The organism is Streptomyces lincolnensis (assembly GCF_001685355.1).
Classification (GTDB): Bacteria; Actinomycetota; Actinomycetes; order Streptomycetales; family Streptomycetaceae; genus Streptomyces; species Streptomyces lincolnensis.
Genome location: NZ_CP016438.1, coordinates 4,590,314 through 4,602,401, shown reverse-complemented (window position 1 = coordinate 4,602,401; position 12,088 = coordinate 4,590,314). Strand labels below are relative to the sequence as shown.

Annotated in this window: 12 protein-coding genes; 5 read left to right on the top strand and 7 right to left on the bottom strand. The window is 71.0% G+C overall.

The window, feature by feature from the left end:
• Positions 1–111 precede the first annotated feature (111 nt).
• Positions 112–1,245, top strand: a complete 1,134-nt coding sequence (locus tag SLINC_RS20345; protein ID WP_067434994.1) for an NADH:flavin oxidoreductase — start codon at positions 112–114, stop codon at positions 1,243–1,245.
• A 129-nt stretch (positions 1,246–1,374) separates the two neighbouring features.
• Positions 1,375–2,910: a carboxylesterase/lipase family protein gene (locus tag SLINC_RS20340; RefSeq protein ID WP_067434991.1), complete on the top strand. Its 1,536-nt coding sequence runs from the start codon at positions 1,375–1,377 to the stop codon at positions 2,908–2,910.
• Positions 2,911–2,917: 7 nt separating this feature from the next.
• Here the strand turns inward: SLINC_RS20340 and SLINC_RS20335 are convergent, their stop codons facing one another.
• From SLINC_RS20335 to SLINC_RS20320, 4 genes are all read right to left on the bottom strand, one after another.
• Positions 2,918–3,487 (bottom strand): hypothetical protein, encoded by a 570-nt coding sequence (locus tag SLINC_RS20335; protein ID WP_067434988.1) that lies wholly within the window; start codon positions 3,485–3,487, stop codon positions 2,918–2,920.
• A 4-nt stretch (positions 3,488–3,491) separates the two neighbouring features.
• Positions 3,492–4,163 carry a Uma2 family endonuclease gene (locus SLINC_RS20330; RefSeq protein WP_079164620.1) on the bottom strand — a complete coding sequence of 224 codons (672 nt, stop codon included), beginning with the start codon at positions 4,161–4,163 and terminating at the stop codon, positions 3,492–3,494.
• A 59-nt stretch (positions 4,164–4,222) separates the two neighbouring features.
• The gene (locus tag SLINC_RS20325) at positions 4,223–5,038 is read right to left on the bottom strand and encodes a hypothetical protein (RefSeq protein WP_067445534.1); all 816 of its coding nucleotides are present in this window, start codon (positions 5,036–5,038) and stop codon (positions 4,223–4,225) included.
• A 268-nt stretch (positions 5,039–5,306) separates the two neighbouring features.
• Positions 5,307–8,180, bottom strand: coding sequence for a WD40 repeat domain-containing protein (locus tag SLINC_RS20320; RefSeq protein WP_067434985.1), 2,874 nt, complete (start codon positions 8,178–8,180; stop codon positions 5,307–5,309).
• Between the two features lie 192 nt (positions 8,181–8,372).
• Between SLINC_RS20320 and SLINC_RS20315 the strand changes: the two genes are divergently transcribed.
• Together SLINC_RS20315 and SLINC_RS20310 are read left to right on the top strand one after the other, a co-directional pair.
• The gene (locus SLINC_RS20315; protein ID WP_067434982.1) at positions 8,373–8,696 is read left to right on the top strand and encodes an SH3 domain-containing protein; all 324 of its coding nucleotides are present in this window, start codon (positions 8,373–8,375) and stop codon (positions 8,694–8,696) included.
• A 136-nt stretch (positions 8,697–8,832) separates the two neighbouring features.
• Positions 8,833–9,306 carry a hypothetical protein gene (locus tag SLINC_RS20310; RefSeq protein ID WP_152038991.1) on the top strand — a complete coding sequence of 158 codons (474 nt, stop codon included), beginning with the start codon at positions 8,833–8,835 and terminating at the stop codon, positions 9,304–9,306.
• A 62-nt stretch (positions 9,307–9,368) separates the two neighbouring features.
• Here SLINC_RS20310 and SLINC_RS20305 read toward each other — a convergent pair whose 3' ends face one another.
• Both SLINC_RS20305 and SLINC_RS20300 read right to left on the bottom strand, forming a co-directional pair.
• Positions 9,369–9,575: a DUF397 domain-containing protein gene (locus SLINC_RS20305; RefSeq protein WP_067434976.1), complete on the bottom strand. Its 207-nt coding sequence runs from the start codon at positions 9,573–9,575 to the stop codon at positions 9,369–9,371.
• A complete protein-coding gene (locus SLINC_RS20300; protein ID WP_067434974.1) occupies positions 9,559–10,398 on the bottom strand; it encodes a helix-turn-helix domain-containing protein in 840 nt (279 codons plus the stop codon). Before SLINC_RS20300 ends, SLINC_RS20305 begins: the two co-directional genes overlap by 17 nt.
• Positions 10,399–10,518: 120 nt before the next feature.
• Between SLINC_RS20300 and SLINC_RS20295 the strand changes: the two genes are divergently transcribed.
• Positions 10,519–10,914, top strand: a complete 396-nt coding sequence (locus tag SLINC_RS20295; protein ID WP_182449302.1) for a hypothetical protein — start codon at positions 10,519–10,521, stop codon at positions 10,912–10,914.
• Here SLINC_RS20295 and SLINC_RS20290 read toward each other — a convergent pair.
• A complete protein-coding gene (locus tag SLINC_RS20290) occupies positions 10,908–11,753 on the bottom strand; it encodes an aldo/keto reductase (RefSeq protein ID WP_067434967.1) in 846 nt (281 codons plus the stop codon). The two genes, SLINC_RS20295 and SLINC_RS20290, sit on opposite strands and share 7 nt — an antisense overlap.
• Between the last annotated feature and the right edge of the window lie 335 nt (positions 11,754–12,088).

The window sequence follows — 12,088 nt, the reverse complement described above, 5'->3', positions numbered from 1 at the left end:
CTGTCGCGTCCGTGTCCTGTCTCACACCGCCGCCGGAAATGCGGTGACGGATGAGGTGGTTGTCGCCCGGGTAGCGTCCATGCGCATGCACATACCGAGGAGTATCGCCACGTGACCGCCCCCGCCACATCCTCCGCCGCCTCCCGCGCCGCCGAGATCCTGTCCCGGCCGACCACCATCAACGGACTGACCGTCCCGAACCGCATCGCGATGGCGCCCATGACGCGCGCCTTCTCCCCGGGCGGCGTTCCCGGCGCGGACGTGGCGTCGTACTACGGGCGCCGTGCCGCCGCCGGCGTGGGCCTGATCGTCACCGAGGGGACCTACGTCGGCCACGACTCGGCCGGGCAGAGCGACCGCATCCCGCGCTTCCACGGCACGGAGCAGCTGGCGGGCTGGGCGAAGGTCGCCGACGAGGTGCACGCCGCGGGCGGCACGATCGTCCCGCAGTTGTGGCACATCGGCATGGTGCGCGAGCAGGGCCAGCCGCCCTACGCCGAGGCTCCCGCCGTGGGCCCCTCCGGGCTGCGGATCGGCGCGGTCGAGCCCACCGGCAGGGCGATGACCCAGCGGGACCTGGACGACGTCATCGGCGCGTTCGCCGAGGCCGCGGCCGCCGCCGAGCGCATCGGCTTCGACGGCGTGGAGCTGCACGGCGCCCACGGCTACCTCATCGACCAGTTCCTGTGGGCGGGCACCAACCGCCGCACCGACGCCTACGGCGGTGACCCGGTCGCCCGTACGAAGTTCGCGGCGGAGATCGTCGCGGCCGTACGCGCGACCGTCTCGCCCGAGTTCCCGATCCTCTTCCGCTACTCGCAGTGGAAGCAGGAGGCCTACGACGCCCGGCTCGCCGAGACCCCCGAGGAGCTGGAGGCCATCCTCGCCCCGCTCGCCGCGGCCGGTGTCGACGCCTTCCACGCCTCCACCCGCCGCTACTGGATCCCCGAGTTCGAGGGCTCCGACCTCAACCTCGCCGGCTGGACCAAGAAGCTCACCGGCAAGACGGCCATCACCGTCGGCTCGGTCGGCCTCGACGGCGAGTTCCTCGGCGCCTTCACGGGCGAGGGCTCCGCGACCAAGGGCATCGACGACCTCCTCGACGGCCTGGAGCGCGAGGAGTACGACCTCGTCGCCGTCGGCCGTGCCCTCCTCCAGGACCCGCAGTGGGCCGAGAAGGTCCTCGCCGGCCGCCTTGACGAGCTGAAGCCGTACGAGGCGGAGTCCCTGAAGTCCCTGTCCTGACCCCTCGGGCCCACCCCCTGGCCGATCCGACCGACTCATTGGTTGACTCAGGCAAAGGGAGTGGGCTGGAGTGGAGGGCCAGCAGCGTCGCTCACGGGCCGCTCGCCCCCACCCCTGAGGAGTTCGACCATGACGACAGCCGAAGGCCTGGAAGGCCTCGTCGTCCGCACCACGGCCGGCGCGGTGCGCGGGCGGACGGAGGACGGGCTCACCGTCTTCCGGGGCATCCCCTTCGCCGAGCCCCCGGTCGGGGAGGCGCGGTTCCAGGCGCCCAGGCCCGCGCGGGCCTGGGAGGGGACCCGGGAGGCGTACGCCTTCGGCCCGCCGCCCCCGCAGGACCTGGGCATCCAGGGCGCGGCGGGCGTCCGGGGCCTGCCCACGGGCGACGACTGGCTGACCGTCAACGTCTGGACACCCGACGCCGACCCGGCGGCCGGCCGCCCGGTGATGGTGTGGATCTACGGCGGCGCCTACAAGATCGGCCACACGGGCAGCCCCGGTTACGACGCCCAGCACCTCGCCCGCGCCGGTGACCTCGTCGTCGTGTCGCTCAACTACCGGGTCGGCATGGAGGGGTTCGTCTCGCTGGAGGGGGCGCCCGCCAACCGCGGCCTGCTGGACCAGGTCGCCGCGCTGGAATGGGTACGGGAGAACATCACGGCGTTCGGCGGCGACCCCGGACAGGTCACCGTCTTCGGGGAGTCGGCGGGCGCGGGATCCATCGCCGCCCTGCTGGCCATGCCGGGCGCGCGCGGCCTGTTCCGCCGGGCGATCGCCCAGAGCGTGCCCGGCACGTACTTCTCCGACGACCTCGCCCGCGACATCGCGGCCGAACTCGCCGCGGAGGTGGGCCTGCGGCCGACGGCCGCCGACCTCTCCACCGTGGACCCGCGCCGGCTCACCTCCGCGGGTGAGACCTTGGGCGCGAAGATGCGGCTGTACGAGGACCGGTGGGGCCGGGTGGCGCCCACCGTCACCCCCTTCTCCCCGGTCGTCGACGGCGAGGTCCTGACCCGCACCCCCTGGGAGGCGCTGGCGGCGGGCGCGGCCCGGGACGTGGAACTGCTCGTCGGCCACAACCGTGACGAGTACCGGCTCTTCCTCGTCCTCGGCGAACAGCTCGGCAGGATCACCGACGAGCAGGCGTCCTGGGCGCTGCGCACCTTCGGGCCCGACCCCGACGGCGAACGGTCCTACCGCGCGGCCTTCCCGGACGCCACAGCGACCGAGCTGTACGAACGGGTATGGACCGACTGGCTGTTCGGCATGCCGTCCCTCCGGCTGGCCGAGGCCCAGGTCGCGGGCGGCGGCCGCGCGCACCTCTACGAGCTGACCTGGCCCGCCCCGGGCGCCGGAGGCGGGCTCGGCGCATGCCACGGCCTGGACATCCCGCTGCTCTTCGGCACGTACGACGCCGATCTCGGCAAGCTGCTGTTCGCGGGCAGCGGGGTCCCGGCCGAGGCGCGGGCGCTGACGGCCCGCTTCCAGTCGGCCTGGACGGGCTTCGCGCGCACCGGCGATCCGGGATGGCCGGCGTACGACGAGGGGACCGGGCGCCTGGCGCAGGTGCTGGACGCGGAGCCGGAGGTACGGGCGTACCCGGAGGAGACCGCACGACGGCTGTGGGAGGGGTACGGGTTCCCGGCCCTGCCGCTGCTGAAGTGACCGGGATTCAGAGGTTGCCCAGCGGCTCGATGTCCACCTTGACCGGCGTGCCCCAGACCCGCAGCACCTCGTAGTCGGTGAACTCGTGGACGAGCCGGTAGGCCATGGCGGGGCGCGGCCCGCGACGCTGGGCGGCGAGGTACAGCTCGGCCTCCCGGCGGTCCCGGCGCGGCGTACCGCACAGCTCCCACACCTGGCCGTTCCACCGCTCCGGCAGCCAGCGCTGCTGCGGCTGCGGCCGGTCCTCCCGGACCCCGTACCGGGACGGGACCGGCTCGGTGTGCTGCGGCGGAGCGGCGGGCCCGTCGTACTCGGAACGCCGGGCCGCCCGCCGTCGCGTCTCGCACAGCAGGCACAGGTCGGGGGCGGCCTCGTCGACGGGACCGTTGGGATGCTCCGGGCAGCGGGTGCTGGGCGCGGCCCCGGTCACGCTCTCGTCCAGCAGATCGAGAGCGCGCTTGATATCGGCCTTGACCTCGTGCAACTTGGCGTCCGCGGTGTCGCCACCGAGCGCCTCCCCGTGCTCCCCGAGGAGTCGCAGGGCTCGGCCTAGGGCGGTGAGCTGGGCGTGGTTCATGGTGTCAGTCTGCGTAGTCCTTGAGTTTTTCGGTATCCAGGGTGATGTTCACGGGCGGGGGGATCTCGACGGTGGCGCCCCAGGGGTAGCTGGGGGACTGCTGGTAGCGGCCGTCCTTGGGCTCGCTGAAGACGGTGACAGTGGCGTTGTCGCGGTCGATGAGGAGGTAGACGGGGATGTCGGCCTCCGCGTAGCCGACGGGTTTGTCGATGCGGTCACGCTGGTCGGTGTCACGGTCGTGGGAGGTGATCTCCACGGCCATGAGGGAGCCGTCGGCGTCGGACCACTCGCCGTCCCCCTTGAAGTGGTCCACAGGGACAAGGGTCCCGTCCGTGCGGGCACGGCCCTTGCGGTAGGCCTCGGCCTTGACTCCCGATTCGGGCACGAGGTCCAGATCGGGCCGGTGTTGCATGCACTGGCGCAGCAGCCACATGAAGATCGAGCGGTGGTTGCCGTCCGGCATCGCCTTGACCTCAAGTTTTCCGTTGATGTACTCAAGCCGGACGGTCTCCGGTGCCCGGCGCTCCAGCTCTTCGAAGTCCTCGACGCCGAGTGGTTCCTTGGTGCGGACCCGCCCGTCCACGAATTCGAGGCGTACGTGTGCCGGGGCAGCGGCGGCAAGGTCCTCGAAGTCCTCGATGGGCATCTGCGGACGTTCAGCGGTGCCAGGGGTCATGGTGTTGCCTCCTCCCTTCCATCGTGCCCCCGGGTGGTGGCGTCGGACCGTAGGAGCGGTCATACGGGTGTCCTTTCCTGTCGCCTCTGGGACATTGCGGCACGGATCTCGCCTGCGCGTGCGTGGATCTCGGGGGCGGGCAGGATCGCGGGGGAGCGTGCGGGGGCGCGTCCGGTGCGGCAGCCTGCGCATGCGCCCCCGGGCAGGGCTTCCGGGCGACCGGGCAGTCCGCACTCGGCACATTCCAGGATCCGGCGGGGAGCGGGTGCTGCCTCCGGTTCGGGTGGGAGCTTGGTGGTCAGGCGGTTGCGGATCAGGGCGGCCGGGTGGTGGACCGGGGTGGGCAGGCCGTTCGTCAGGGCGCGGAGTACGTCCGTGTCGGTGGCGCCGCGTGCGAACCAGTCCGTCAGGAGTGGGGCGAGGGTCGCGCAGTCTGCGGCGGAGAGCGAGAGCGTGGGAGCCGTGCGGCCGAGGGCGGCGAGGAGGATGTGGGCGCGGGAACGGGTGGGTGCGCCTTGCGGGGGTTCTTTCGGTACGTCGCCTCTGGTGAACGCCGCCCACCAGTCATCCTCGTGTGCGGTGCGCGAGAACCACGATCGGGTGATCCAGCGGGTACCGCCGTCGGTGGCGGTCAGATGTTCGCGTCCCCGGCGCAAGTGCCCTGCGCGCTGGAGGTTGTTGAGAGCCGTCCGCAGGGCGCACTGCCCGTACGGCAGCTCTTTGGCCAGCGTCTTTACGGAGATGTCGGCGCCCTCGGGCAGGCGGTCCACGTAGGCGGCGATGGCGGCTTCGCGGGGCGGGAGGTGCGCGAAGTCGTGCGCGGTGCGGGGGTGTTGGTCCGGCGCGGTGCGTTTTCCGTAGCCCGGTTTGGCCATCGGGTGCGGGGTCGCGTGCGCGGGCAGGGACATACCACTAAAGTTGGCTTCAGCCACGGGATCACTCTTGTCTGATCTCGGCGGTTAAGCCCCCGCAGGTGTTGCTAGCGCCTGGCGGGGGCTGTTCGTTATGCGGGCACGCTAGAGGATCGTCACCCTGCGTGGCAAACCGGCTGCGGTGCGTCAACTCGCCGGGTGGGAGGGCGGGTTGAGGCCCTCCACCCATTCCTTGAAAAGAGGGCTCGGAGCTCACGGCTTGAGCTTCGGGTCAGGTGCGGTGCGGGCAGGGCGGGGAGTAGTCGACGCGGGGGAAGTGGCGGGACCACTGGGCGCGGGTGAGGGTGCCGTGGAAGCGGTCGCACACGTCGGTGAGTGCCCGGTCGAGTTCCGTGTGCCAGATCTGGACGCTGCGGTGGGCGGTCACGGTGAGGAACAGGCCGTGTGCCGCGAGGTGGCGGACCTCCTTGACCGTGCCGCGGGGGTTGGTGAGGTGGGCCAGCGGAGCGGGGCGGGCGGGGTCGGTCACGTCCCAGACGTTCACCCCGCCGTCCACACCGACGGTCACCGCGGTGCGGCCGTGGGAGGCGAAGGCCACGCCGGCGACGATGTCGGCGTGCCTCACCAGGTCGCTCAGCCGACGGTGCCGGGGGAGATCGCTGATGTCCCACAGCTTCGCCGTATGGTCGTCGCTCCCGCTCAGCAGGGTGCGGCCGTCCGGACTGTAGGCGAGGGCGTCCACGAAGTGCCGGTGTCCCTTCAGGACGGCGACGGGGGTGGCGTGGCGCGGGTCGGTGACGTCCCAGACGCGGATGGTGCGGTCGTCGGAGCCCGAGGCCAGGGTCCTTCCGTCGGGGCTGAAGGCCACGGGTTTGACGTTGGCGGTGTGGCCGACGAGGCTGTCGAGCCTGCGGGGACGTGCTGGGTCGGTGATGTCCCAGAGGTGGAGGACGTCGTCGTAACCGCTGGTGGCGGCCAGTCGGCCGTCGTGGCGCAGGGCGAGGGAGTAGACGGCTTCGGTGTGCCCCGTGGGCCGCTTGCACAACAGGGTGGGACGGCGGGGGTCCCTCACGTCCCACAGCCGGAGCACGTGGTCGCTGCCCACGCCGACCAGCGTGTCGCCGTGCGGGGTGAACTCGATCCCGTTCAGGGCGAATTCGCGGGTGTCGATGGCGCCGAGCCGGCGGAGCTGTCGTGGATCGCTCAGGTCCCACAGGACGATCTCCGACTGGTCGGCCATGGCCAGGGTGCGGCCGTCGGCGGTCACGGCCGGTGTGTACCCGGTCGGCCGGGGGTCGGTCGACGCGATGGACAGGGTGCTGAGCAGGGCGTCCCGGGTGCGGCTCTGCGGGGCCTGGCGGTAGGCGGCCAGCGCGATCGGGACGGCCAGTGACGGATTGCTCGGGCTGAGGCGCACGGCCTCGTCGGCGGCTCGCAGGATCACGGCCTCGTTGCGTTGCCGTGTGATGGTGCTCTGCGCCTGTACGGCGAAGCCGGCGGCGGCCACGGCACACACGAGCAGGACGACCAGGGCGCCGACCAGCCTGCGCAGACGACGCAGGCGGCGGCCCTCGCGCCGCTGCGTCTGCCGCGCCGCCGACTCGCCGGCATCGAGGAAGGCGCGTTCCCGTGTGGTCAGTGCCTGTCGCGGGAGGTCCTTCGCGGCGGCGAGACGTACGCCGCGGTACAGGATGTCGGGGTCGTGGTCCAGGGACTCCCAGAGCGTGGTGGCCTCGGTGAGCGCGCGTCGCAGACGTTCCTGGTCGCGGTCCTCCTCCAGCCAGTCGCCGAGCCGGGGCCAGCAGCGGATCAACGCCTCGTGGGCGATCTCCACGTGGTCGCCGTCGACGGTCAGCAGCCTGGCCCGGGTCGCCTGTTCGAGGACGAACTCGGTATCGGGACCGTCGTCGAGTTCCTGACGCGGCACCCGGCGTTTGGTGTCCTCGGTGCCCTCGCCCAGCGCGACGAGCCGCAGGAACAGCCGGCGCGCGGCCTGTCGCCCGCTGTCGCCCAGGGCATGGTGGAACGCCTCGGCGGTCTGGGCGAGCGCACCCTCGAAGCCGCCCGCCGCACGGTATCCGGCCAGTGTGAGAGCGTTGCCCCGCCGTCGGCTCCAGGTCTCCAGCAGTGCGTGCGACAGCAGGGGCAGGGCTCCCGGCCGGCCGTGGGCGTCGGCGGTGAGGCTCGTCAGCAGGGCGCTCTCGACGGTGAGGCGGGAGCGGGCGGCGGGCTTGACGATCGCCGCTCGCAGCTCCTCGACGGTCATCGGGCCGACGGGATGGTGGGCATGGGGCAGGACGTCGACGAGGCCGGGCAGCCGTGTGCAGTGCGTGTAGAAGTCGGACCGTACGGCGATGGCGACCCGCGTGCGGCTGTCGGGGGCCTGTGCCGCGTGCAGGAGCGCGGCGAGGAACCGCTCCCGTTCCCGCGGGTCGCGGCAGACGGTGAAGACCTCCTCGAACTGGTCCACGACGACGAGCAGTTCGTCCGCCGTGGAGCCCGCCTCCTGCTCCCGCGCGAGGATCCGCCGCACCAGCCGGTGGAAGGTGGGCGGCTCGGCGGTGAGTCCGTCGCGCACCTGACCGGGGTCGGCCCCGGCGCGGGCCGCCAGCCGGACGGCGCATTCCTCCAGCGGATGCGGGCCGGGTGTGAAGACGAGCGAAGAAACACCGGGAAAAGCGGGAAGCACACCCGCGCGCAGCACGGACGACTTTCCGGATCCGGATGCCCCGAACAAGACAAGAAGCCGCTTTTCCTTCAGATGTTCGACAAGGGTTCCAGTGAGTTTCTCGCGGCCGAAGAAAACACCGGCATCGGCCTCTCCGAACGCTGCCAGACCGACATAGGGCGGCTTGGCGCCACCGCTTCTCCGGTCCTCGGGGCCGGTCTCGGCCGACGTGCCCTGTCCGGTGCACGCGCTGGTGCACGCGTCGGCCGTCCGCTGCCAGATCAGCTTCCATTCCCGCTCGTCACCGCCGCAGACGCGGACGTAGGCGAGGGTGACGGCCAGGCTGGGCAGCTGTCGTCCGGCCGCGGCCGAGGACAGCGACGCGATCGAATAATGCGCGTCCCTCGCGAGGTCCCGGTAGGTGGGAGAACCGGCCTGTTCCCGCAGTTTCCGTAAGCGCGCCGCGAATTCGAACAATGGACCGCCGTCCGGGTCCAGAGGAATCTCTCCCCGTGGCACACGCCCACCCCTTCCCCCTGGTCACACGGATTGTTCGGCATCCGTTTGTTCAGCTTCGGGCGACCGGTCTTGAACAACAGATTAGCGGCTACAAACGGTGCATCGGGTCCCGCACCGAGGACCCGACAACGAACGGAAAAGAGGAATCCCATGCAGAAGCGAATGCTGGCCGCGGCCGCTCTGATCAGCGGCGTCGCACTGATCGCCGGGCCGCTCGCACAGGCCGGGCAGGCCACCGAGACCGTCGCCCCCGCCTCAGGCTCCGCCCACGTCGTGCGGCAGGACCTCATCTGCACCGTCAACGACGACGGGGTCAACTTCCGTGGCGGCCCCGGCACCAACCACCCGGTCCTCGGCAAGGTGAACAGGGGGGACCAGCTCATCTACCGCGACTACGACGGTCGCTGGATCATGGGCGACCTGGTGGGCGGGACCACCGGCGTCTGGATCTACGACTCCTACCTCGACTGCTGACGGCACGGTCCGTCGGCCCACGGGGCACCGCCACGCAGAGTGGCGGTGCCCACCCTGACAATTCCCAGGGTCACGACGTCCCTGGCGCTCCCTACGCTTCGAGGCGCTGACTCGGTGCGACTACAAGGGAGATCACATGAGATCGACACGACTCAGGAATCGGGCGGCCGCGATGGTCGCGACGCTGGTCGCCGCAGTCCTCGTTCCGCTGGCGGCGCAGGCACCGGCACAGGCAGCCACGAACGGTGCGACGGGAACGGCCGCATGGACACCGCAGATCTACCCGCTGTTCTCGGGCGAGTGGGTACAGCGGAACGTGGCGAGCGGCGATCGGAACACGGCGCTGGTCGCGTGCTCCCTGGCAAGTGGCATCGCCTGCGTGTCGGTTGGCCAGGGCGACGGCAAGCACAGCGTCTTCCACCTGTTCAAGTGCGATACGCGGTCGCTCTCGAACTTCGTCGACGCGCTCGCTGTTCGCAACAACCAGACCGGCGGAGCCCAGGTCCACTTCTGGGGGCCCAGGTACTCCACCAAGATTCCCGCGAACGGCGTGATCACCACGGTGCCGGACTACGCGACGTACGACTTTAATCGCCTCGACATCTGCTGAGGGCACATCGACCGACCCGGGCACGCTGGTCATGGTGTCCGGGTCTCACGTGGCTTCCGCGCCTAGGGTGCCTTCACCGCTTCGAGGAACGCGGACCATGCCTCCGGCCGGAACGCGAGCTTCGGGCCCCGGGGGTTCTTGGAGTCGCGGACGGGGATGATGGTGGGGTTGCCGTCGGCGACTTCGAGGCAGTTGCCGCCGCTGCCTCCGCTGTAGCTGGACTTGTGCCAGGTGCCCGTGTCCAGGTCGTACTCAGGGATGCTGCTCATGGGCGTAATCCTGCGCCACTGCCTCGATCAGGACCAGGGAATTCCGCGGGGAGAGCGCCGAGGCTGTGAGCAGCTCGTAGGTGAGCCGTTGGTGCCTGACGGTGGCGGGGTCGTCCTCCAGACGTCCGGTGCCGACACCCTCGAAGTAAGCGAGCGGGGGTGCGTTCTCGAAGTCCATCAGCTTGACGGAGCCTTCCATCGCGGGATGCGCTCCGGCATCGAAGGGCAACACCTGCACGATCACCCTGTTCCGCCGGATCAGGCCCGCGATGTGCTGCAACGCCTCCGACATCACCGTGGGCCCGCCGGTCGCCCGGCGTAGGGCGGACTCGTCCATCACCACCCACAACAGCGGCTCTGTTGGGTCGGCGAGTAGGCGGGCCCGTTCCACGCGTGCGGACACCACCTCCTCGATCGCCTCGTCCGGAGCCGTCGGCTGGTAGGCCCGACAGACGGCACGCGCGTATGCCGTTGTCTGTAGCAGGCCTGGGATCAGGAGCTGTGAGTACTCCCTGATCTCCTTGGCCGTGCTCTCCGCCTCCGCCGCCTCGGCGAAGTGGTCCGGATATCGCGACCGTGCCGCCGCCCCACAGTTCCGCCGGAAGAAGTCCCCCGTGTCCAACACCTCGTCCAGTGATCGCGCGTACTCCGGCAGCATCCGCCGCGTGCCCGCCTCCAGTTGGCCGATGAACGAGCCGCTGACGAACAGCCGTTGGCCCAGCTCGTCCTGGCTCAGCCCCGCCTTCTCGCGCGCGTGACGCAACTCCGCGCCCAACAGCGCGCGCGGGGACGAGGACGGGTCCAGGTCCTTCGGTCCTGCCATGGGTGACTCCCGTTCCAACGGCCGACGTTGTTGGGGTGTTGTATCTGGCCAGGTTAGAGGCCGTACGGACACGCTGTGTGCTGAACATGCAACTCAGCGTGGAGGTGGCGGAACATGGCCGTGCGGTCGACCGAGGAAGTGCTGGAGGCGTTGCGGGAGGCGCTGGTGGGTGCGGGGATCGTGCTCCCGTCGCTGGCCGTCGACCCCGTCACGGCGGCCGGTGACGAACCCTTCCCCCTGGTCAGCCTCGGCCGGTGCAACGTGCGGACGGCGGAGCGGCTGGCGTCGGTGCTGCGCGGGGAGCGGCCGGCCGTGGGGGCGCATGTGGTCGACGTACGGGACGGGCGGATCGGGGAGGTCATGGGGCATCTCGCAGGCAGGGTGCAGCTGCGGCCCGTGGGCGGGGGCAGGGAGTGGGACTGCCCGCCGGACGCCACCGGGCCCGCGCCGCGCGCGGAGGTGCTGCGGGCGCGGGTGCGGCGGATCAACGGCGAGGGGCGGCTCCCACCTCAGTGAGTCCCGTCCAGCCTGTCCAGGCGGGCGAGTTGGTCCGGCGTGAGAGCCAGATCCGCCGCCGCCACGTTCTCCTCCAGGTGCGCGAGGGTCGCCGTACCGGGGATGGGCAGGATCACCGGCGAGTGGGCGAGGAGCCAGGCCAGGGCGACCTGGGTGGGGGTGGCGTCCAACTCGGCCGCTACGGCGGTGATGTCGGGGTTGGCGTCGGCGGCCCCGGGGGCGAGCGGGCGCCAGGGCAGGAAGGCGATGCCGGCCGCCTCGCAGGCCTTGAGGACGGGCTCGTGCTCGCGGCGGTCGAGGAGGTTGTAGCGGTTCTGGACGCTGGCGATGTCGACGATCGCGCGGGCTTCGTCCAGTTCGGCGACCGTCACCTCGGAGAGCCCGATGCGGCCCACCTTGCCTTCCGCGCGCAGGTCGCGGAGGGCGCCGATCTGGTCGGCGAGCGGGGTGTCCGGGTCGAGGCGGTGGAGTTGGAGCAGCTCGATACGGTCGACGCGGAGACGTCGTAGAGCGTTGTCCACCTGGGCGCGGAGGGCGGCGGGGCGGCCGTCGAGCCCCCATTCGCCCGCCGGTGAGAGGGCGGGGCCGACCTTGGTGGTGACGAGCAGCCCGGACGGGTACGGGTGCAGGGCCTCGGCCAGGAGCTCTTCGTTGGCTCCCCAGCCGTACATGTAGGCCGTGTCGATGAGCGTGACCCCGAGCTCGACGGCTCGCCGGGCCAGCGTGATGGATCGTGCTCGCGCGTCCGCCGCTTCCGTCGGCAAGCGCATCGCGCCGAATCCGAGCCGGCGTACTTCGAGATCCCCGCCGATGCGGAAGGTGGTCGTGGGCGTGGTCATATGGTGTCTCCCCCTGTCGAACACCCACGCTAACAAGCGGGGTTGGGCGGTGCGTGGTGCTCGGCTGTGGCGGTCCCTTACGCCTCCGCCTGGAGCGGGTCAACGCTCCGGACCCTAGAACTCTTCAGGTTTCCGGCCGCGTGCAATCACCACACGATGAGTGAGCCGACCCTTGTCCCAGGGAGGCAGCGCGGCCAGCCCAACGCCGGCCACGTCGCGCATCAGGACCGGAACCCGCCTCACGACGGAGAGGACCGAACTCATGCTCGCCCTTATGGAACTTGAGGCGCCTGCGCCTGCCCCGGGAACACTGGCTCTGTGTCCTGCAACCTTGA